Origin of the sequence: Actomonas aquatica, from assembly GCF_019679435.2 — a bacterium.
Classification (GTDB): Bacteria; Verrucomicrobiota; Verrucomicrobiia; order Opitutales; family Opitutaceae; genus Actomonas; species Actomonas aquatica.
This window is the reverse complement of record NZ_CP139781.1, coordinates 3027132-3048849: the sequence shown is the minus strand read 5'-3', so window position 1 is coordinate 3048849 and position 21718 is coordinate 3027132. Positions and strand designations below refer to the sequence as shown.

Sequence of the window (21718 nt, the reverse complement as noted above, 5' to 3'; positions counted from 1 at the left end):
ATGGTTTCAAAGTGGGGCCAAGGTGAACAACGCGTCACCCCGACGCACCGAGCGTTGACGGCGGCATGCGACCACGGTGCCCGCCCGCTCGGCGCGAATGACGCTCGGATCTCCTTCCGACAACGGCCAGACCAAGCCGATCGGTTGATCGGCCCGCACCGACTCACCGAGGTTGATGTTGCATGCGAACAGACCGTCGTGTGGGGCGGGATGGTGAATCTGCAGGTGAGCCTCACCTGCATCCCGCGAACTCCGGAAGCGTTGTTTGGCCAGCGGGCCGATTTCTCCGGCCACGCAGCCCAGATGGCGGAGCAGGTTGTGCAATCCGTGATCCAGCGCCGACAAGTCTTCCGGGCGAACGCCGCCAGCCCCGCGACACTCGACGTAAATGGAGGGAATGCGGCGCTTGTGGGTGGCACTCAAGGTGCGGCCCGGCAGAAAGGGCGCGGCCCAACACCAGAAACGATCAAAGCACGCGGACATGGCGCGCTGTTCGCGGTCGATCTTGCCGGCGGCAATCATGTATCCAACCCATGGATGCAGCTCGTAGGCGTTGCCACCGCTGTGCAGGTCGACGTAGTGCGTCGCCTGCGCGAGCACCGCGGACTCGAAGAGGTGGGCCAGACGCGCGGTTTCGGTGCCGGTGGCGGAACCGGGAAACGCGCGGGCGAGATTGGCACTGTCAAATGGGTGGCAACGGGCCCCGGCAAAGAATGCGCCCTCGTTGAGCACCGGAATCATGACCACCGTGCCGCGCAGGTCGCCGGGACGCCAATTGTCGATCCATTGGCGGAGCAGGGTGGGCCCCTCGTATTCGTCGCCGTGAGTGCCGCCGTTCAGCACCAGGACGGGGCCGGGTTGGCCACGCCAGATCCAGGCATCGAACCCCACGTCGCCGGAGGTGAAGCGATGGTGATGGAACCCGGGCCCGAGGGACTTGAAGGAATAGCCAATTTTGGAAGCGACATTGGACATGATGAAAAACGACGAAAACAAAGCTGACCTTGAGCAGACCGCCGCGAGCGCGGCAGGACAACGTGTGAGAACTGGGCAGGGGGCCGAACCAGTGGCCACTTGGAGTGGCGATGGCGCGGCTCGTCGTCTGGTGCTCCGGAACGGACTTTTTGAAGTCGAAATCTGGCCGGAAAAAGGAGGCGCGATCACGCGCTATGAGCATCGCGCGACTGGGATCGATGTGATCTGGCGCAACCCCTATGGCCACCCGCCGCGGCTGCGTCCGCTGGACCAGCCCATGGCTGGCGGCAGTGATCTCTACGACGTGATGGACGGTAGTTGGTATGTATCCTTGCCGAACGGTTTTTTTGCCGGGTCCTACTTCGGTGCTCCTCTTGGAACCCACGGTGAACTGCGCAGTCTGCCGTGGGAGGTGGTGGGGCTGGAGGTCGAAACGGACGCGGTGCGGGTGCATCTGGTCGGGCGTTCGGTGCGCACGCCGCTCGCCTATCATCGCAAGCTTACGGTGCGGCGAGATGATCCGCGGATGCACTGGGAGGAACGGATCCACAACCGGTCCTCGCTGCGTTTGCCGGTAGCGTGGCTGCAACATCCGACCTTCGGTGGACCTCTGGTGGACGGAGCGCGGCTGCTGGTCCCAGCGGAAACCGTGCGGGTATTTGCGGCGGATGATCCTGACGCTCTGCAATTGGAATCCGGATACAGTGGGGCATGGCCCTGGGTGCCGGAGCGGGCGGACGGCACACTGCGGGATTGCAGCGTCGTCCCGGCAGCCGGATCGGGCGGAGATCATTCGGTGCAGCTGACGCATTTGAGCGAGGGTTGGGGCTGCGTGTGGAACGAAGCCCGCAATCTGGGGTTTGCGCTCGAGTGGGATGCGGAACGCTTTCCGTATGCTTGGTCCTGGAATTCAGCAGGCGGCATTCCCACTTACCCGCTGTGGGGAGAAGGCCATATTCTTACCTTACAGCCGAGCACCTCGCCGGTGGGGCGATTTGATGACCTGGTCGCTGGGAATGAGGTGCTGTTTGTTGATGGAGGCGAGAGCATCGCAACAACTCTTACCACTGCATTCGTCTCGCGGGAGAGTGACGCCCGCATTGATCGCTATTCCACATGACGAACTCATCACACCCACCTATCGCATCAGCTGCACGGAATCCGGCGGCTCTATCCATGGGGGAGGGCAATACGCCTTTGATCCGCTCGCGTAGTATCGGTCCGGCCTTGGGATTGCGGGAGCTTTGGTTTAAATACGAAGGCGCGAATCCCACCGGCTCTTACAAAGATCGTTTTGCAGTGGCGGCCGTTTCCCGGCTGGTAGAGCAGGGCAAACGACTCTGTCTTGGCACGTCCAGCGGCAATACCGGTGCGGCTGTCGCGGCCTACTGCGCACGGGCCGGAATCAGCTGCCACCTGGCGATCGTGGAGGGGGCCCCCGAAGGCAAACTGCGGCAAATGCGGGCCTATGGGGCGGACCTTTTGCGCATCCGCGGCTTCGGCACCTCGCCGGCGGTCACGCAGGAGGTGATGCAGGGGCTGGCGAAGTTGGCCGCTGATTTGAATGGCGGGGTGGAGGTCAGTGCCTACGCCCTGTCGCCACACGGCATGGCGGGGGTGGAGTCGCTGGGGCATGAACTGGCGGCAGCGCTTCAGGATCGGAACTTTGAAGTTTTCAGTCCGGCAGGCGGCGGTGGTCTGACCCTCGCGGTGGCCCGTGGTTTGCGGACGGCGGGCGCGCGGGCGGCCGTCCATTGTGTTCAACCCGAAGGCAACGACACCATTGCCGGGCCTTTGCGTCGCGGCGAAACTAAGGCGATAGCTCAGGACTCGTTGACCCAGATCAGTGGTCTGCAGGTTGGTGCGGTGCTGGATGGCAACGAAGTCATCGCAGCCTGTCGTGCTTCGGGTGGGCAGGGACATGTGGTCCGTGACGTAGCGGTGTGGGCGATGCAGGCCCGGTTGGCGCGGGAAGAGGGGGTCTTTTGTGAGCCGGCTGGCGCGGTGGCGCTGACGGGACTGGTCGAGGCCGTTCGTAACGAGGATGTGGATACACATGCGCCGGTGGTTTGCCTGGTGACAGGGTCGGGGTTCAAAGATGAACGCTCGGTATTGCGAATGACTGGCGTCGACGAGACGCCCACGGTGGGCGGTTGGATGGACTTCGTAGCCAAAGTGACGAATTCGGAGTGAGTTGGGGTGACGGGGCGGTTTCGTCGGCAGCGGCGATGGGCAAGAAATGTTACCAGACGGTGCCCTTTGACGGTGACCATGCGCTCCCGTCTGCTGCGGCATCGACGGCGTCGTAACCCCTCCGTCGCAACTCATCTGCTACCAAAGAATACTCATCTGTAGTTCTAACTATGAATAAACGACTCAAGCTGGGGGTGCTTTCACTATCCCTCCTCGCGGCTCATCACGGCCAGGCTCAAGCGGTCTCTTCCTCGAACACGTCCTCCGAGACCTCGGACGATGTGGTTCAAATGTCACCCTTCGTCACCTCGACCAGTGACGACGAAGGTTATCAGGCGCAACAAACGGTGGTCGGCAGCCGCTCGGCGCAGGACCTCATCGATTTGCCCGCCAGCGTGGGCATCATCAACCTGCAACAAATCGAGGATCTGGCCGCAACCTCGGTGCACGACGTGCTGCGTTATGGCGTGAGCGGCGTGACCCAAAACCAGTCTTTCAACGACGACGTCAACATCCGCGGCTTTCGCGCCGGGACTCCGCTGCGCAATGGCGCCCTCCGTAATGCCACCAACAAAGGAGCACCGCTCTTCGATGTGGAACGGGTGGAAGTCCTGAAGGGACCGGGTGCGATGCTCAACGGCTCCAACGGCGGTATCGGTGGCACGGTGAACTATGTGACCCGCCAACCGACCGCCACGCCGCAGGGAGAGGTCCAGCTATCGTTCACGGATCAGTCAGCGGTGCGCATGGAGACCAACGTTTCCGGGCCGCTCCTCCGTTTTGACGATCTCGATGTCAACTATCGCGTCACTCTGGGCTACCTCGATTCGGACGAACCTCGGGGCAAGGCGATGGAGTGGGAGGACCAGAAGTTCTACGGTGGTGCGCTCGCTTTTTATAACAAGAACGGCACCAGCCTCACCATCAATGGCTACTACTGGGAGAACAACGACTACCTCTACCTGCACGACTTCCTCGATATCACCCAGACCCCCGATCCGGTCTCCGGACTGATTCCGGCCGTGTTCAATCAAAACTCCACGCCGGACTTCCGACCCGGTCGCGCGCAGGATGCCTTTTGGCCGTTGGAGAGTTCGACGATCGATGTGACTTTCCTGACGCAGTTGACGGAGAACAGCAACTTGCGCGCGGCTTACTACTACGCCCACCACGATGACCGTCGCCGCAACAACCGTGGCATTTCCGTGCAGGCCGACAACTACACGTTGAACCGGCAGGACGTGCGCAACAACAACACCAGCAACAGTCACAGCTACCAGATCGACTACCTGCACGAGTTCGAACTCGATTGGGTTACGATCAACTCCACGCTGGGTGTCGATGGCAGTGTGAACGACGGTTTGTTCTACCAGGTCGTGCTCACCATGCCGACCCTCGACACGCGGAATCCCGATTATACGGCCGATGCCGCCTGGTTCGCCCAGTTCCCGAACGACGATGCCTACTTCGTTAACCTGCCGGCTGGCGTCACGGGCTCGCCGACGCGCCGCAAGTCGCACAACACCAATCTCTCCTACTATTTCCAGGAAAACATCTCGTTCCTCGACGAGCGTCTGACGTTTGTTGGCGGCCTGCGTTGGTTTGAGACCGATGGTTACACCGATAACTTCATCACGGGTGAAACGACCCACGCAGATCCCACCAACTTCAAGGTGCACAAGTATGGTGTCGTTTTCAAAATCACCCCGAGTCTCTCGATCTACGCCACCGATGCACAGAACGTCTTCCCCGCCGCTCCGGGTTTCACCGACCGTTTCGACCAATCCGACCAGCTGGGTGAACCGTTCCGGGACTCCGAAGGCAAGCTGCGCGAAGTGGGTCTCAAGTTTAACCACGAGCTCACCGAGAACCTGCGCATCTACGGTTCGCTGGTCGCGTTTGAAATGGAGCAGACCAACATCCGCACCTTCGGCATTCTGCCGGAATCGGGCAACATGGGCCTCATCCAGTCGGCCAAAGACTCTGCGGACGGTTGGGAAACCGACCTCGGCTTCCAGTTGGACACCGCCGGTGGTCGCGCCGACATCATCCTGACCTATTTCAACGGTGACTCCGCCATCGCCGATGACGAAGGCGAGGACTACGTTCGCCAGACCAACGCCTTCGTGCCGGAAAAGATCAGCCTGTTGGCCAAGTATTCCTGGACCGAAGGACCGCTCTCCGGGTTACGCGCCGGTCTCGGTATCGAAGATGAATCCAAGAAGCGCTACGGCGCCTTCATCCTTGATCGTCCGCTGCTGGCCGATGCCTTCGTGGGCTACACGTTCAACGAAACCTGGGACGCCCAACTCAACCTGAACAACCTGACCGACGAGCGCTACATTGTGCAAACTGCGGCCAACGGTCTGGTCCAGGCATCCGATACCTTTCGCGCCAAACTGACGGTTTCCTACCGCTGGTAGTCGTGCTGTAGTTAGTAAGCGATGGGGGCGGACGGAGAGGGTCCGTCCGCCCCCTTTTTTAGTCACCTTCTGGAGGCGTGCCACGGCATCTCTCCGCCCTGCCAACCTTTTGATCCTTCGCTCATGACCCGTTCCTCGTCGCACTCACGTTTTCGTTCCTGGCTGACTCCCACTTTTGCCTTGGCCATCGCGGCCACCGGCGTTTCCGCCGCCACCGACATCGGTTCCCGGCGGGAGCTTTTTGTGGAGACCTCGCTGATCGAGTCTGTCTCCGGTGAAGCGCAGCTCCGCCTCCACCAGCCGCAGCCGCAGGAAATTTCGATTGTGCACGACGAGCCTTGGGAAGGCGCGGGCAGTGGTTACCACAGCGTCTTTCAGGACGGGGACCTCTACCGCATGTATTACAAAGCATGGCAGCGGTGGATCGGACCCGACGAGCCCAACACCGACAGCAATCCGCTGCTCACCGCCTACGCCGAAAGCGACGATGGCATTCACTGGCGCAAGCCGGCCCTCGGCCTGCATGAGATCGCCGGCACCAAGGCCAACAACATCGTCCTCGTGAGCGGCATCGTGGGGGCGGTCGACGCCGATGCCGGCCATCCGGCCTTCTTCAAAGACGATAATCCCGACGCCACGCCCGACGCCCGCTACAAAGCCATCCTGCGCTCCCGCGATCCGCGTGGTCTGCTCGCCTTCAAGTCCGCCGATGCAATTCACTGGGAGCCCATGGCCGATGAGCCGGTGATCACCGACGGTGCTTTTGATTCGCAAAACCTAGCGTTCTGGGATGCCGCCAAAGGTGAATATCGCGCCTATTGGCGATTCTTCCACGATGGGGATCCCTACGTGCATCGCGATATGAATCCCATCGGCACGCGTGCCATTCGCACGGCCGTTTCCCAAGACTTCATTCATTGGGAAAAGCAGGAGGATCTGGTCTACGTCGATTCCCCGGAAGAGGCCCTCTACACCAACGCGATCAAGCCTTACCATCGCGCCCCGCACATCCTCATGGGATTCCCCATGCGTTACGTCGACCGCGGTTGGTCGGACAATATGCGAGAGCTGCCCAATCCCGAGCACCGCGAGTGGCGCGCCTCCCGCGCCACCCGGCTCGGCACCGCGCTCACTGACTCACTCTTCATGGCCAGCCGCGATGGGGTGACCTTCAAGCGCTGGAACGAAGCGTTCCTGCGTCCGGGCATGGAACGCGATGGCACTTGGAGTTACGGTCAGCAGGAGATCGCTTGGCACATGGTTGAAACCAAGTCGCCGATCGCCGGTGCGCCGAACGATCTCTCGTTCTACGTCACCGAGTTTTATTGGACCGGCGCCAAGGGCAGCGCGATTCGCCGCTACACCCTGCGCCTCGACGGATTTGTATCGCTGCACGCACCCTTGGCCGGCGGCGAACTCACCACCAAGTCCGTCACCTTCAGCGGCAGTGAACTGGTGCTCAACTACTCCACCTCCGCGGCCGGCACGGTCTGGGTCGAGCTGCAGGATGCTAACGGCGAGCCGATCCCCGGCTTTACCCTCGAGGATTGTGAACCGCTCTTCGGTGACACCATCGAACGGCGCGTCACCTGGGGCGAAGGGGCCGACCTTTCCACCTTGGCCGGAAAGGCGGTGCGCCTGCGTTTCGTCGTCGAGGACGCCGATCTCTACGCTTACCAATTCAAATGATGCGAGCCCACGGCACACTGGCCTTCGCGTTGACGCTGGCAGCGGGTTTCGCCCCGGCCCTTGAGGCCGCCGAACCCACGGATATCGGCGGTCGGCGCGAGTTGTTTGTGGACGACACACTCATTGCGCAGATGGAAGGCGAGGCTTCACTCCGCCTGCATCAACCGCAACCCCGCGGGATCGCAATTGTGCATGACGCTCCCTGGGAGGGCAGTGGCAGTGGCTACCACAGCGTCTTTCAGGACGGGGAGCTCTACCGGATGTATTACAAGTCCTGGCAGATCAATCCGCTCGGTGAAGCCCACCGTGACGCGCCCCGCAATCCCTTGTTCACCGCGTATGCAGAAAGTGATGACGGCATTCACTGGCGCAAACCGGCACTCGGGCTGCACGAGTTCAAGGGCTCCACCGCCAACAGCATCGTGATGGTCAGCGGACCGCAGGATGGCGTGAACGTGAACGCCGGCCATGTCGCGGTGTTTAAAGACGAGAACCCGGCCGCTCCGCCGGAAGCCCGCTACAAGGCCTTCTTCCTCACCAAGGAACCGCACGGCTTGCTGGCCTACCAGTCACCCGACGGCTTGGACTGGTCGCCGATGAGCGCCGAGCCGGTGCTGACCGACGGAGCCTTCGATTCGCAGAACCTCGCTTTCTGGGATCCGGAGCACGAGGTCTACCGCGCTTACTGGCGTTATTTCGACGAAGAGTCGGCCGAACACCGCTACAGCGGCGTGCGGGGAATCCGCACCGCCACCTCGACCGATTTCATCCATTGGGAGAACCAGCAGAATCTCGCCTACGACGACACCGCGCGGATGCAGCTCTACACCAACCAGATCAAACCCTACTACCGTGCGCCGCACATCCTGATCGGGTTTCCCGCGCGGTATATCGATCGTGGATACAAGCAGCCGGAGGGGCAGGATGCCGCCGAAGTCGACAACGCGACGCTGATCGAGAACTGGACACCGGCCCTGCGCGATTTGCCGGAAGCGGAACACCGCGTGATGCGGGCGATGGCATCGCAACGCTACGGCTCGGCGATCACGGACAGTTTGCTCATCGCGGGTCGCGACGGTGTCTCCTTCAAACGTTGGGACGAGGCCTTCCTGCGCCCCGGCATCGAGCGCCCGGGCACCTGGCACTATGGCCAGCAATACCTGGCCTGGCACGTCGTCGAAACGGCCTCCGCTGTCGCCGGTGCGCCCAACGAGCTCTCCCTCTACGCGGTCGAAAGTTATTGGACGGACAACTCCAGCGAGCTTCGCCGCTACACCCTGCGCCTCGACGGGTTTGTGTCGCTGCATGCGCCCTTGGCGGGCGGCAGCCTGACCACCAAGCCGATCACGTTTGCGGGCGCTTCCTTGTCCCTGAACTATGCGACTTCGGCCGCCGGTGCGGTGCGGGTCGAGATTCAAGATGCCGACGGCAAGCCGCTGCCCGGTTATGCGCTCGCAGACTGTGAACCGCTCTTCGGCGACACGGTGGATCGGGCGGTGCGTTGGAATGGTTCGAGTGATGTCTCGGCGTTGGCCGGTCAGTCGGTGCGGCTCGTCTTCGCGCTGAGCGATGCCGACCTCTACGCGTATCAGTTTCAACCGTAGGCCGTAGCTGCCGAAACCGTCGCGATGAAACCCCTGTGCCTCCTGATCGGTTTCCTAATCGCGGCGCTGACGACCCGGGCTGCTGAGCCGACCCGGCCCAACATTGTCATGATCATCGCGGATGATCTGGGCTACTCGGATCTCGGTTCCTACGGCGGCGAAATCGCGACCCCGCATCTCGATCAACTTGCCGCTGACGGCACGCGCTTCACGCAGTTCTACAACAACGCGGTCTGCAACGTCACCCGCATCTCCGTCTACACCGGACAGTATCCCCGGCAATCGACGCGACCGTTGCTGCAGCCCAATACGGTGACCTTGGCCGAAGCCCTGCGCGCCGCCGGTTACGCCACCAGCCTGATCGGCAAATGGCATCTTGGCGACGAAGCCCCGCGAAGGCCGATCGACCGTGGATTTGAGCACAGTTACGGCGTGCTCAGCGGGGCCTGCAACTTCTTCGACCCGGCGCAACCGGACCCGGAATTCTATACCGGCCATCCCGGTCATTTCCGTCCCTTCGTGCGCGACGGTCAGCCCATCACGGAATTCCCGGAGGGCTTCTATACGACCGACGCTTTTGCCGCGGAGGCGGCGGATCAGATCCGGGCGGCGGTGGCGGCCGGACGACCGTTTTTCGTCAACCTGGCCTATACCGCGCCTCATTTTCCGCTGCAGGCACCGGCGGCGGACATTGCCCGGCAGCGCGGCCGTTATGCCGCGGGATATGCGGTGTTGCGCGAGCGACGTTTTGCGCGGCAGGTTGAACTCGGTATCGTTGATCCGGATACGACGACGCTCACGGCCCCGGATCCGCAGACCAGCGATTTTCGCTACGACTACGCCGTGACGCCCTGGGCCGAACTGAGCGCAGCGGAGCGCGAGTTGGAGGAACGGCGCATGGAAGTCTATGCGGCGATGGTCGAGCGGCTTGATCACGGCGTGGGGGAGGTGCTGGCGGCGTTGGAGGAAACCGGGCAGGCAGAAAACACCATTGTGCTGTTCTTTTCCGACAACGGCGGCTGCGCCAGTCTACCGGAAGCGACCCGCATGGCGGATTATCGGGCCTACAATGCGGCGGCTTCCAGCATCGGCGCGGTCGACAGCTATGAGTTTGTGGGACCAGCCTGGGGTTGGGCGCAGAACGCGCCGTTTCGCCGTCACAAGGTATGGACCTACGAAGGCGGCATCGGCACCCCGATGATTGTGCGTTGGCCGGGGCAGTTGGTGCCGGGGACCATAAGTTCCACCCTCGGTCATGTGGTGGATCTCATGCCCACGCTGCTGGCAGCGGCGCAGGCGGATTACGGCTCATTGGCCGAGCAGCGTGATGCTCCGCCGTTGGCAGGACGCGATCTCCTACCGGTTTGGCGGGGAGAGGAGTCGGACGTGCGGGCGGAGCCTTTGTGCTGGGAGCTGATGGGTAATCGCGCGGTGCGGGATGGTCGCTGGAAGCTCGTGTGGGGTGCCGGTAAGCAGCGCTGGGAACTCTACGATTTAGATACTGACCGTGCGGAGACAAAGGATCTCGCGGAGCATTATCCCGCGCGAGCGGCGGCGCTGGCTGCGGTGTGGGAGCACTGGGCGGATCGCGTCGGCGCTACTCGTTGAGACCGAGCTCGGAGCGCATAGCGTCTGCAAACGCAGCGTGCCCGGCAGCGTTCGGGTGAATCGGATCCGCCAGCCAGGCGCGCCGTTCGACGAGGGTGGGGCGGCGTTGCATCCAGTCCGTCCAATGGTCGATCAGGATCGTGTCGGTATCCTCCGCGACGCGGGCGATGATGGCGTTGTAGGCCGGCAAGTCGGCGCGGGTGCGGGCACCCTCGGCGGCGTCGTCGATCGGGTTGGTGCGATGGAGAATCGGGATGGCGCCAAGGTCACGGACACGCGTCAGCAGCGTCCGCAGGTTGGCCTCGAAGTCGGCTCGGCCCGCCTCGCCGGCGACGGCGTCATTCATGCCGATCATCAGGGAGACGACATCGGGTTGGAAGCGACGGACCCGCCAATCGAAGTCGGCGAGCAAACCGCCGGTGCGTTCGCCGGAGATGGCGGTGTTAATGAAAAAATCGCGACGGCGGCCGAGATCCCAACGCACGAATTCGGAGAACAACTCCCCGTAGGAGCGGGCCGGGCCGAGCCACTTGGCACCTTGGGTGATGGAGTCGCCGGTGATGACCCAGGTGAGCGGGGACGTGGTGTCGGCGAGGCGAGCCTGTAGGACCGGAAGGTCGGCCGAGGCTGGCTCCGGTGATGGGGTGGCGCGGATGGCGGACACAGCACAAGCGAGCGCGAAAGCGGTGCAGACGAAGCGACGCCGATTCATGATGCGGGCAAGGCCGACTGCAGGGTGGCGCCGCCTTGCTGCAGGCCCACCAACACGGATCCGAAGTCGCTGCCGTGGGCGATGAGTTGAGCGCCCTTGGCCGCGATGGCGGTGATCTGCTCAGCGCTGCCAGCGGGTCGGCCCCACGCGATGCCGTGTTGCTTGGCGGCGGCAGCCACGGCGTCCTCGGCGGCGATCATGGCGGGTTCGTTCCAATCGAGCGGGCAGCCCAGTCGTAGCGACAGATCACCGGGGCCGATGAAGAGGCCGTCGATGCCGGGGGTGGCGGCAATGGCGTCGACGTTGGCGACGGCTTCGGGGGTTTCGATTTGGGCGATGAGCAGGGTCTGCGCGTTGGCCTGAGCCGGATAGTCGGTGGTGCCGTTGAGATAAAAGTGGTTGTCGAGGCTGGCGCCATCGAGGCCGCGTTCCCCGAGTGGCGGGAAGCGGGTGGCCCGCACCAGCGCGGCCGCATCGGCGGCGGTGTTCACGAATGGCACCATGAGGCCGGTCGCGCCGTCTTCGAGGAGGTGGTAAAGCGTGGCAGGGTCACGGCTGCCGGTGCGGACGATGCAGTCGATGTTGGCGAGATGGTGGAGCTGGATCACGCGGCGGAGTTCGCCGGGATCCCAGGTGTTGTGCTCCGTATCGAGCCAGACCGCATCGTAGCCGGCTTTGGCGGCGTGGGCGGGCAGCATGGCGGTGGGGTAATACATGCAGACGATGCGAACGGGACGCTGCTGCAGAAGTCGGGCACGAGCCAAAGAAGGGCGCATAGGTCGGTGGGGATGGGACGGGGAAGGTGAATCGGGGGAGGGCGGCAGGGCTGGCGTGACGTTGGAGCATCGTGGTGCTGATGACCATCCCGACGCACCGGTCAGGGGTTGTGACCAGTTGCCGGCGGTTGAGTGCGGCGGAGCCGACCGACGAACGTGGAGGAGCTTCCGCGTGACCGCCGCCGGAGACATGATGCCCACCTCGCCCGAACTGCTCCCCTTGCTTTGTCGCGACCCGATGGTGGTGCGGCGGTTTGGGGTGGCGCTGCTGGAGGCGCGGGACGTGCCGACGGCGTTTGGCGAGATCGTGATGGAGTCCCTGCTGGCGGCCAACCTGCGCGGTGTCGATTCGCACGGACTGCAGATGCTGTTGGTGTATCTGCAGCAACTGCGGGCGGGCGGCATGGATCCGCGGGCCGGCGGGCGGGTGCTTGGGGTGAACGGAGGATGTTTGCGTTTTGATGGCGGCAACGGGCTCGGTCAGGTCGTCGCGCATCGCTGCACGGAACTGGCGGGCGAGTTGGCCGCAGAACATGGCGTGGCGGTGGTGGTGGCGGGCAACTCCAACCACTTCGGCACGGGCGCGTGGTGGGGCGAGAAGCTGGCCCGTGCGGGATTCATCGGTATCGTAATGAGCAATGCCTGTCCGGCGGTTGCGCCGTGGGCGGGACGCACGCCGACGCTGGGCACCAATCCCTGGTGTGTGGCCGTGCCGGGGAGTGGTGGCGAGGTGCGTTGGGTGCTCGACATGGCGACGACCACGGTGGCGCTCGGCAAGGTTTCGGACGCGCTGCATCGCGGCGAAACGACCATTCCGCCGTCGTGGGGATTTCTGGACCGAGAAGGCCATCCCACCACCGACGCGGCCGAAGCTCAACGCGGGGCGCCGACTCCACTTGGTGGATACAAGGGCACCGGCCTCGCCATGATGGTGGAGCTGCTCACCGCGGGTCTGAGTGGCGGCAACATGGCGACCGATCTGCCCGTCTACCGCACCGGCGGAGATCCGTTGGGCATCAGTCATACCTTTATCGCGCTGGACCCGCGGCGGTTCCTGCCGCCGGGAGACTTCGAGCAACAGCTCGACCGGCTGGTGAGCTTGGTCAAGGCCTGTGCGCCGGCGTTGGGCGTCGAGGAGGTGTTGGTGGCCGGAGAGCCGGAGCAGCGCTGCGCGCGCGAGCGAGCGGCGCAGGGCTTCCGCGTGCCGCGGCAATTATGGAATCGATTGAGCGACGAAGCGAAGACGTTGGGCGTGATCCCGCCGGACCTGGAGGTGGCGCGTTGAAGACGTGGCGTTTTGGGGTGCTGGGATCGGGCTTCATGGGCCGCACCCATGCCGAGGCCGTGCAACGCACCGCGGGGGCCGAGTTGCGGGCGGTCGCGTTGGGGCGGCGGGCGGAAGGTTTGGCTCAACGCTGTGGCGTGGCGTGCGAGCCTGACCTGACGGCGCTGGTGAATCGGGCCGACATCGAGGTCGTGATCATCACCACGCCGCATCATCTGCACCTCGAGGAGGCCGAAGCGGCGATGCGCGCCGGGAAGCATGTGTTGGTGGAAAAACCGCTGGCGACGACGGTGGGGGACAGTGTTCGCCTGGCGCGGGTGGCCGCCGAATGCGAGCGGGTGCTGGCGGTCGGCTATCATCAGCGTTTTCGACGCAACAATCGTGCGGCGCGGGCATGGTTGCGCGAAGGGCGTCTGGGAGCGTTGCAGATGGCGCAGGTGTCGATGCCGACCTTTGCGCGCAACCTGCAGGCGGGAGGGTTTGGCGGGGACTGGAGCTGGTGGAATGATCCGGCGAGTCGCGGCCACATCTTCAACAGCGCGCCGCATGCGGTGGACTTGTTGCGCTGGTTCACCGGGGAGGAGGTGGAAACCGTCTCGGCGTTTTGCCGCAGCTATTTGCCGGAGCTCACGGTGGAGGATTCCACGCTGGCGACCTTTGCGTTTTCGGGTGGCGCCATCGCCTCGTTGTATTCCAGTCGAGCCCTGCCGGCGCCGGCGTTTCCGGGGGAGGACTTTCGCTTCCGGCTGATGGGATCCAAGGGCATGATGGATCTCGACCCGATGGGCGAGGTGCAGGTGGCGGACGAGGACGGGCAGCGCACGATTTCCACGCAACCAGCGATTGGATACGAGGGCGCCGAGACCGCGTTTGGCGACGTGCGTATGCAGGCCTATGCGGATCAGAATGCGGCGATGATTGCCGCAATCGAAGGGCGTCCCTCGGACATCGGGCGATGGCTCGATGGGCAGGCGGGCGTGAGGGTGTGTGACGCTATCCTGAGCTCGTCGGCCGAGCGTCGTTGGATCGAGCTCGGTGCGTCGAAGTCATGACGGGCGCAGGTGGCGACGCACCTCACGCAGGGCGTAACCTTCCCCGGCGAAGGGCGGCATATGGGGCACGGAGGCGGTGGAACCGATTTTCACGAAGCGGCTTTCCTGAGAGGAGGTGAGGGCCGCCTCAACCAGACGCGCGGTCTGCACCGCCGCGGAGAGTGGAGCGGGTGGGGTGGCCTGACCCTCCATGGCGGCAAAAAACTGGCGGAAAAACTGTTCGCCGCCGGCGCCGCCGTAGGCAGCTGAGGCGGGCAGGGGGAACGTTTCCTCCTGCCCCGGGTTTTCGCCGGCCGGGCGTGGTTGTTCGATGTAGAGGCGCGGTTCGAGATCGGGCCAGACGATGCGACCCTGACGGGCATTGTAGCCAAAGTAGGAATCGTAGCCTGCCATGTTGACGTAGCCGGCGCCGCTGTAGGCGAGGGTGTAACCGGCATGAAAGGTGCCGATCGCGCCGGAGCGAAAGCGCAGGGTGAGTGCAGCGAGATCCTCGACGTCGATGTCGGCCCCGGAGCGGGTGGTCAGCATGGCGCTGAGTTCAACGATGTCCTCGCCCGCGACATACTGCATCAAGTCGAGGCAGTGGCAGCCCAACCACAGCAGGATGCCACCGCCGGATTGGGCGCGTTTAAACAACCAGGATTCCGGGCGGCGAAACTGAACCTGGGTCGTCAGAAAACGCGACTCGATGCAGAGCGGTGCGCCAAGCACCCCGGAGCGCACTCGATCGCGGGCGGCGAGCACACAGGGATGGTGGCGGCGCACATAGAGGACGGAGGCTGCGACGCCCTGACGCTCGGCGGCTTGGGCAACCTGATCGACTTCCGCCGCGGTCAGCCCGACCGGCTTCTCCACCAGCAGGTGTTTGCCGGCAGCGATCACCTGCAGCGCCAGCGCGGCGAGTTTGTCGTGGCGCTCGCACAACACGACGGCGCGCAGGTCCGGTTGAGCGAGCACGGCATCGAGGTTGGTGGTGGCCGGCGTGGCCTTGGCGCTGGGCGGCAGGGCGGCGAGCGAAGCGGGATCGTTGGCGGCATCCCACAGGGATATCCGGCTCACCTCGGGCAGCAGCTCAAGGGTGCGCAGCAGCGGGCTGGCGTGGGGGTGAGTGAGGCCGAGCAGGGCAACGTGCATCGAAACGGAGTGGGGACGGAGATCAGACGGAGTCCAACTCGCGCCATACGGCGGGATCGTCGAAGGCGAGGGCGGCAAAGGCTTGGTCGAGGTGACCGGTATGCCGGCCGCCGACCAACACGGAGGTGATGCCCGGACGGTGCAGTGCCCACGCCAGGGCGAGGCGGACGAGCGGGACGTCGTGGCGTTGGGCGACGGCGTCGAGTTGGTCGAGACGGGCGAGCGCGCGGTCGTTGAAATAGATGTCCTGGTGCGCGGGAGAGACGGCGAAACGCGATCCGGCGGCGACCCCTTGGCGGTGTTTGCCGGTGAGGAAACCCGCGCCCAAGGGGCTGTAGGTGACGAGCGCGATGCCGTGCTGCGCGCAGAGGTCGATCAACGGCCGATCAACGTGACGCACGGCAAAGTTGTGGTTGTTCTGCAGGACAGAAAAAGGTGTGAGCTGGTGGGCGTGTTGCAGCGCCAAAGCGGCCTGAAGTTGAGCCGCATCGAAGTTGCTGGCACCAAGCGCGCCGACGGTGCCTGCAACCACCAGTTCGTGGAGGGCGGTCAACCCGGACGTGTCCTCGACGGACGGGTCCCATTTGTGGAGGTAGAGCAGGTCGACCGACGGGCGGCCCAGGCGCTCCAGGCTTGCGGTGACCGCGGAGCGGATCGCATCGGGCGTGTAGGGTGGGTAGATCTTGGTGGCGATGGCGGGTGCGCCGGGGGCAGTCTGACGCGAAGCGAGCCAGGCGCCCACGATCCGCTCCGATTCACCGTCGGCGTAAAGTGCGGCGGTATCAAAAACCGTGATACCGCGAGCGGCGGCGTGATCCATCAGGGCAAACGCCGCGGTTTGATCGATCTCGCGGCCGAAGGTGGAGGTGCCGAGGCAGATCGGGCTGAAGGTGAGGCTCACGATGACAGGTCGACAGCGCGCCCCTCGCGCGCGGATTGCAGGGCGGCAAGATTGAACCGGATGCTTTGCGCGCCCTCCTCGAGGGTGCAGAGCGGCTGAGTGTCCCCCGGAGCGGCATCGAGAAAGGCGTGGGCCTGGGCGATAAACTGCTGGTCGCGGTCGACCATCGGAGCGTCGTGCCAGACCCAGGCGTCGGCGCCCAGCGGCAGCACGCCCCAGCGCTGCCGGTGGAGTTCCACCCGCACGGAACCGCCGGCCGCATGGAAGTCGCAGGTGATCTCGTTGGGCGCCTGAAACTGGTTGAGGGCGTAAACCGCCTGGGTGGCGCCGTGGCGGGCGACGAGGTTGACAGTGTCCTCCACCTCCACGCCTTCCAGCACTTGGTGGGCGGCGTCGCAATACAAGCGCGTGGCGGGTCCAATGATCCACTCCACCGCGTTGGCCAAGTGGGTGAGGGCATCCTGGATGGCGCCGCCGCCCTGCGCGTGGTTGTTGTAATAAATTTCCCGATACGCGGGACGGAAGGTTGGGAAGTGCTGACCCGCGGTGACGGTGACATGGCGGACGGGGCCGAAAGGCCGGTCGGCCAGAAAGGCGCGGGCGCCCTGCAGGGCCGGCGCGAAGTGTTGCACGTAGGCGACGCCGGCGAAACAGCCGGAGCGGTCACGGGTGGCGATGAGCTCGTCGATGCCGGTCAGGTCCAGCGCGAGCGGCTTTTCGATCAGCACCTGTTTCCCCGCGGCCAGGCTGGCTTGAGCCATGCGCACGTGGAGGGGAGCGGGGGTGGCGATGAGCACGTGCGTGAGCGTCTCGTCGGTCAGCGCGGCTTCCCAGTTGTCGGTGGTGGCGAGGCCGAGGGACTCGGCCACGGCGGCGGTAAGTTCCGGACGATTGTCGCAGGCGATCACTTCTGCGCGCTGCGTGGCGTGAAAGGTGCGGGCGTGGCGGGTGCCGATGGAACCACAACCGATGATCAACACTTTGAGGGGACGGGATGACACGGAATCGACTCTGGCCAACCCGCCACCGGTGGCGAACTTTCCCCGGTGGGCAAAAGCTATGACCACTCTCGACCGGTTGCGCCTTCGGCCGGTCGTGGAATCGTGACACCGAGCCCAACGACGGGCCGCGCCTCCTGCCTATGAGTATCACCGACAGCATCATCGTCATCGTTTATTTGTCCGGCATCGTGGCAGTGGGCATTCGTTTCCGGGGTCGGCAGGACGACATCAACGACTACTTCACGGCGCAGAGTGGGTTTGGTGGTTGGCTCGGCACGCTGCTGGTGGGCCTGAGTCTGGGGGCAACGGTGTTCAGTGCGCTTAGCTTTGTGGCTTATCCCAGCATCGTGATCACGCACGGCGCGACGGTGCTGATGTCGATGGTGGGTTTTCCGGTCGCCTACGTGGTGCTGCGTTATTGGTTTTTACCCCGGTATCTGGCGACGAAGTCGAGCTCCCCTTACGACATCATTGAGCGGCGCTTCGGCACGCCGACACGCTTGGTGGCCTCGGGCCTGTTTGTGCTGCTGCGGCTGTGCTGGATGTCGGCGCTGATCTACGCGCCGGTGTTGGTGGTGATGGCGAGTTGCCAATTGGACGATCGCTGGTTCTGGCCGCTGGTGTTGACCATCGGGTTGGTGAGCACGGCCTACACCGTGGTGGGCGGCATTCGGGGGGTGATCATCACCGATGCGATCCAGTTCCTGCTGATCATCGCGGTGCTGGCGGGGACGATTCTTTACGTGATGTTGAAGGTTCCGCTGACGATGGACGAAGTCGGCCACTACCTCACGCAGGAAACGGATCTGCTGCAGCTCAACTGGTCGCTGAGTCCGATGGTGACGATTACGGTGTGGGGCATGGCGATTGGCGCGACCTTGCAGAACATGAGCACTTTCACGGCCGATCAGATGTCGCTGCAGCGTTACCTGGCGGCGGGCGGGGTGAAGTCGGCCTCGCGGGCCTTTGGCGCCAGCATGCTGTCGATGGTGATGGTGCTCACCATGCTCGCGGCGGTGGGGCTCACGGTGGGCACCTGGTATAGTCTGCATCCGGATGCCGGGCTGCCGGCGGACGCCGACAAAGTGTTTCCCTACTTCGTGGCGACGCAGTTGCCGGTCGGATTCATGGGCGTGGTGATCGCGGCGATTCTGGCCGCGACGATGAGCAGCATCACCAGTGGCATCAACGCGCTCTCCGGTTCGCTGCTGAGTGATTTTTATCCCTTCTCGAAACGGGTGCAGCCGCGCACCCTGTTGCGCTATGCTCGGCTGACGAGTGCGGTGATCGGCGTGCTGGCAACGATGGTGGCCGGTCTCATCGAGGACATGGGCACCTTGTTCGACATCATGAACGCGTTCTACGGCATCTTCCTCGGACCGCTGCTCGGCTGCATGGTGTGTGCGGTTGCGCCGCTGGCGGTGCGCCCGGGGGCGCTGATTGCGTCGCTCTTCATCGGCAGCCTTGCCGGCTTTGCGGTCGCCTACTCGGACGTCGCGAACCTGTGGGTGTCGGCCGTCTCGGCGGTGGTCACGGTGGCCATGGCGTTGGGGCTTACGGCATTGGCCGGTGGGGGGCGCAACCGTTCAGCGGCGGGCTGATGGAACGGCGGTAAGACCGCGATGGCTCGGTCACACGGTTTACGGCCGAGAATGCTCTGCGGCGTAGGCGCGGGCGAGGAGGACGATGGGGTGTTCGACGGTGGTGGTCGTGTCACCGCCGGCGCTGAGGCCGTTGGCGATCTGGAGGTGGCAACCGGGGTTGGCGGTGGCGACAGTGCCGGCACCGGTGGCGGCGAGGTGGCCGAGCTTGCGCTCCTGCAGGCGGGCGGAGGTCTCCGGTTGAGTGATGTTGTAAATGCCGGCGCTGCCGCAGCACCAGGTGGACTCTGCGCATTCGCGCAGTTCGACACCGGGAATGGCTTGGAGAATAGCGCGGGGTTGCGCGCTGACTTTCTGGCCGTGGCAAAGGTGGCAGGACTCGTGGTAAGTCACCGTCTGCGCATCGGCTGGTGCCGTGGGTGCGCGGAAGCTGATCTCGACGAGGTATTCGTGAATGTCGCGGAGTTTGGCCGACCAGGCGATGGCCTTGGCGGCGTAGCGCACGTCGTCGGTCAAGAGGTGGTCGTAGTGCCGCAAGTGCGAGCCGCAGCCGCCGGCGTTGGAAATGATGGCGTCGAACTGATCCGGATCGATCAGGTCGAGTTGGCGGCGAGCCAGCTCACGCGCGGTGGCGAGGTCGCCGTTGTGCGCGTGCAGCGAACCACAGCAGGGTTGAACCGGCGGGGTGTGCACTTCGCAGTCGTTGGCCAGGAGCACGTCGACGGTGGCGCGGTTGATGTCGCTGAAGGCGAGGTCCTGCACGCAGCCGGTGAGCACCGCGACGCGGCGGCGGGTGGGGGCAGCGGGGCGTTCGACGGGGCGGATGAGTTGGTGCGAAAACTGCCGGTTGATGGCCGGGGCCTGGGGCTCGAGGCGGCGCAGGTTGGCGGGCAGCAGGCGGTTGAGTTTGAGTCGACGAAAGAGCGACTGGCCGCCGCTGGCCTGCCAGATCCAGAGCAGGCGACCGATGAGGCGCAGGAGGCGGGGGCGGGTGAAGAGTCCACGCAGCACGCTGGCGCGAATGGCGTTGCGTTTGGGGGACTCGAGCACGCCGGCTTCCTCCACCTCGGCACGGGCCGCTTCGAAGAGTTGCGGATAATCGACGCCAGCGGGGCAGGCGGTGGTGCAGGCAAGGCAGCCGAGGCAATAATACATCTCCTCGCCGAAAGCCTTGGACACTTCCATCTCACCATCGGCGATGGCGCGCATGAGTGCGATGCGGCCGCGCGGGGAATGGCGTTCGCGTTTGGTCTCCTCGTAGGTCGGGCAGGTCGGCAAACACATGCCGCAGTGCATGCATTGCTGCAGGACGGAGTAGTCCATCTCCGCCAAGGATCCGGGGCCGGTCTTCATGGCGCCAGGACCTTGCCCGGGTTGAACAAACCGGCGGGATCGAGGGTGCGCTTGATCTGGCGATGCAGCTGGTAGCTGGCGTCGCCGAGTTGCTGCGGCAGGAACTCGCGCTTGGCTAGGCCTACGCCGTGTTCGCCGGTGATGGTGCCGCCGAGTTCGAGGGTCATGGTCACAATCTCCTGCATGGCGGTGTGCACACGGACCATCTCAGCTTCGTCGCGTTCGTCGGTCAAAAAGGTGGGGTGCAGGTTGCCGTCGCCGAAGTGGCCGAAGGTGGCGATCTGCAGGTCGTGTTTGGTCGCAACGGTTTCGATGAAGCGCACCATGCGGGCGAGTTCGCTGCGCGGCACAGTGACGTCTTCGAGAATCGTGGTGGGGCGCATCCGGGCGAGTGCCGAGAACGCGCTGCGGCGGGCGGTGGCGAGGCGCGTCGCTTCGGCAGCATCGGCGGCGGCCCGAATGTCGGTCGCGTGGTGAGCGCGGCAGGTGGCTTCGACGACGGCAATCTCGGCATCGACGGCGGCCGGGTTGCCGTCGGCTTCGATCAGCAGTAGGGCCCCGGCGGATACAGGCAGGCCGACGTGAGCGAAATCCTCGACGCAACGAATGGTTTTCTGGTCGAGAAACTCGAGAGTGCAGGGCACGACCTTGGCGGCGATGATGCCGGAGACCGCGGACGCCGCGTCTTCCATGCTGGCGAAGGTGGCGAGCAGTGTGCGGCGAGCGGCGGGTTTGGGCACGAGCTTGAGCAGGATCTTGGTGATGACCCCGAGGGTGCCCTCGCTGCCGATGAAGAGGTCGCGGAGGGAGAAACCGGCGACGTCTTTCACGCATTTGCCGCCCAGCCAGCAGACGGAGCCATCGGCGAGAATGACTTCGAGGCCCATGACGTAGTCGCGGGTGACGCCGTATTTGAGTCCGCGCAGTCCGCCGGAGTTCTCCGCCACGTTGCCGCCGATGGTGCTGATTTTCATGGAGCCCGGATCGGGCGGATAAAACAGGTCGGCGGCCTCGGCGGCGGAGCTGATGGTCTGGGTGACCACGCCGGGTTCCACCATCATGGTGAGGTTGGCCGGATCGAGCTCGAGGATGCGGTCGAGACGGTTGAGGCAGACCACGAGCGAGCCGGTGGAGGGCAGGCTGCCGGCGCTGAGGCCGGTGCCGTTGCCGCGGGTGACGATGGGCACCTCACGGCGCAAGGCGGCGCGGACGACCGCGATGAGTTGATCGCGATCGGTGGGGATGACGACGGCGGCCGGCCGTGCGCGGTGGGCGGCGGTGCCGTCGAAGGCGTAGGGAATCAGGTCCTCGGGCGCGGTGAGCAGCGCATCGGAGGGGACGAGTTGGCGGAGCTCGGCCAGCAACTCGGCATCAAGAGGCGAAGCAGGAGGCGCGCCGGAGGACATGGGTT

Annotated in this window: 17 protein-coding genes; 9 read left to right on the top strand and 8 right to left on the bottom strand. The window is 64.4% G+C overall.

Features of this window, described 5'->3' with window-relative positions:
- Window positions 1-6: 6 nt before the first annotated feature.
- Window positions 7-975: a succinylglutamate desuccinylase/aspartoacylase family protein gene (locus K1X11_RS11880; protein ID WP_221031967.1), complete on the bottom strand. Its 969-nt coding sequence runs from the start codon at window positions 973-975 to the stop codon at window positions 7-9.
- On the opposite strand from K1X11_RS11880, the gene K1X11_RS11875 reads away from it, so the two are divergent.
- The 6 genes from K1X11_RS11875 to K1X11_RS11850 all read left to right on the top strand — a co-directional run bounded on the left by K1X11_RS11875 (window position 974) and on the right by K1X11_RS11850 (window position 10492).
- Window positions 974-2095 (top strand): DUF4432 family protein, encoded by a 1122-nt coding sequence (locus K1X11_RS11875; protein ID WP_221031968.1) that lies wholly within the window; start codon window positions 974-976, stop codon window positions 2093-2095. The two genes, K1X11_RS11880 and K1X11_RS11875, sit on opposite strands and share 2 nt — an antisense overlap.
- Entirely contained in the window at window positions 2092-3168 is a 1077-nt protein-coding gene (locus tag K1X11_RS11870; protein ID WP_221031969.1) for a threonine synthase, read from the top strand. Before K1X11_RS11875 ends, K1X11_RS11870 begins: the two co-directional genes overlap by 4 nt.
- A 170-nt stretch (window positions 3169-3338) precedes the next feature.
- Window positions 3339-5591 (top strand): TonB-dependent siderophore receptor, encoded by a 2253-nt coding sequence (locus tag K1X11_RS11865; protein WP_221031970.1) that lies wholly within the window; start codon window positions 3339-3341, stop codon window positions 5589-5591.
- Window positions 5592-5714: 123 nt separating this feature from the next.
- Window positions 5715-7280 carry a hypothetical protein gene (locus K1X11_RS11860; RefSeq protein WP_221031971.1) on the top strand — a complete coding sequence of 522 codons (1566 nt, stop codon included), beginning with the start codon at window positions 5715-5717 and terminating at the stop codon, window positions 7278-7280.
- Window positions 7277-8884 carry a hypothetical protein gene (locus tag K1X11_RS11855; RefSeq protein ID WP_221031972.1) on the top strand — a complete coding sequence of 536 codons (1608 nt, stop codon included), beginning with the start codon at window positions 7277-7279 and terminating at the stop codon, window positions 8882-8884. Before K1X11_RS11860 ends, K1X11_RS11855 begins: the two co-directional genes overlap by 4 nt.
- Window positions 8885-8908: 24 nt before the next feature.
- Window positions 8909-10492, top strand: a complete 1584-nt coding sequence (locus K1X11_RS11850; RefSeq protein ID WP_221031973.1) for an arylsulfatase — start codon at window positions 8909-8911, stop codon at window positions 10490-10492.
- Here K1X11_RS11850 and K1X11_RS11845 read toward each other — a convergent pair.
- Both K1X11_RS11845 and K1X11_RS11840 read right to left on the bottom strand, forming a co-directional pair.
- A complete protein-coding gene (locus K1X11_RS11845; protein WP_221031974.1) occupies window positions 10482-11204 on the bottom strand; it encodes an SGNH/GDSL hydrolase family protein in 723 nt (240 codons plus the stop codon). The two genes, K1X11_RS11850 and K1X11_RS11845, sit on opposite strands and share 11 nt — an antisense overlap.
- Window positions 11201-11980: an HpcH/HpaI aldolase family protein gene (locus tag K1X11_RS11840; RefSeq protein WP_221031975.1), complete on the bottom strand. Its 780-nt coding sequence runs from the start codon at window positions 11978-11980 to the stop codon at window positions 11201-11203. The genes K1X11_RS11845 and K1X11_RS11840 overlap by 4 nt, the downstream gene beginning before the upstream one ends.
- Before the next feature lie 172 nt (window positions 11981-12152).
- On the opposite strand from K1X11_RS11840, the gene K1X11_RS11835 reads away from it, so the two are divergent.
- Both K1X11_RS11835 and K1X11_RS11830 read left to right on the top strand, forming a co-directional pair.
- The gene (locus K1X11_RS11835; RefSeq protein WP_221031976.1) at window positions 12153-13265 is read left to right on the top strand and encodes an Ldh family oxidoreductase; all 1113 of its coding nucleotides are present in this window, start codon (window positions 12153-12155) and stop codon (window positions 13263-13265) included.
- Window positions 13262-14317 (top strand): Gfo/Idh/MocA family protein, encoded by a 1056-nt coding sequence (locus K1X11_RS11830; RefSeq protein WP_221031977.1) that lies wholly within the window; start codon window positions 13262-13264, stop codon window positions 14315-14317. The genes K1X11_RS11835 and K1X11_RS11830 overlap by 4 nt, the downstream gene beginning before the upstream one ends.
- Here K1X11_RS11830 and K1X11_RS11825 read toward each other — a convergent pair.
- The 3 genes from K1X11_RS11825 to K1X11_RS11815 are packed head-to-tail and all read right to left on the bottom strand — an operon-like array spanning window position 14312 to window position 17353.
- Window positions 14312-15451 (bottom strand): Gfo/Idh/MocA family protein, encoded by a 1140-nt coding sequence (locus K1X11_RS11825; RefSeq protein WP_221031978.1) that lies wholly within the window; start codon window positions 15449-15451, stop codon window positions 14312-14314. The genes K1X11_RS11830 and K1X11_RS11825 overlap by 6 nt on opposite strands.
- A 22-nt stretch (window positions 15452-15473) precedes the next feature.
- On the bottom strand, window positions 15474-16352 hold the full coding sequence (locus K1X11_RS11820; RefSeq protein WP_221031979.1) for an aldo/keto reductase: 879 nt from the start codon (window positions 16350-16352) through the stop codon (window positions 15474-15476).
- Complete coding sequence (locus K1X11_RS11815; RefSeq protein ID WP_221031980.1) at window positions 16349-17353, bottom strand: Gfo/Idh/MocA family protein; 1005 nt, start codon at window positions 17351-17353, stop codon at window positions 16349-16351. Before K1X11_RS11815 ends, K1X11_RS11820 begins: the two co-directional genes overlap by 4 nt.
- 140 nt (window positions 17354-17493) lie before the next feature.
- Between K1X11_RS11815 and K1X11_RS11810 the strand changes: the two genes are divergently transcribed.
- Window positions 17494-18954 carry a sodium:solute symporter family transporter gene (locus K1X11_RS11810; RefSeq protein ID WP_221031981.1) on the top strand — a complete coding sequence of 487 codons (1461 nt, stop codon included), beginning with the start codon at window positions 17494-17496 and terminating at the stop codon, window positions 18952-18954.
- Between the two features lie 39 nt (window positions 18955-18993).
- Here K1X11_RS11810 and K1X11_RS11805 read toward each other — a convergent pair whose 3' ends face one another.
- Window positions 18994-20307, bottom strand: coding sequence for a (Fe-S)-binding protein (locus K1X11_RS11805; protein ID WP_221031982.1), 1314 nt, complete (start codon window positions 20305-20307; stop codon window positions 18994-18996).
- Window positions 20304-21713 (bottom strand): FAD-binding oxidoreductase, encoded by a 1410-nt coding sequence (locus K1X11_RS11800; RefSeq protein ID WP_221031983.1) that lies wholly within the window; start codon window positions 21711-21713, stop codon window positions 20304-20306. Before K1X11_RS11800 ends, K1X11_RS11805 begins: the two co-directional genes overlap by 4 nt.
- Between the last annotated feature and the right edge of the window lie 5 nt (window positions 21714-21718).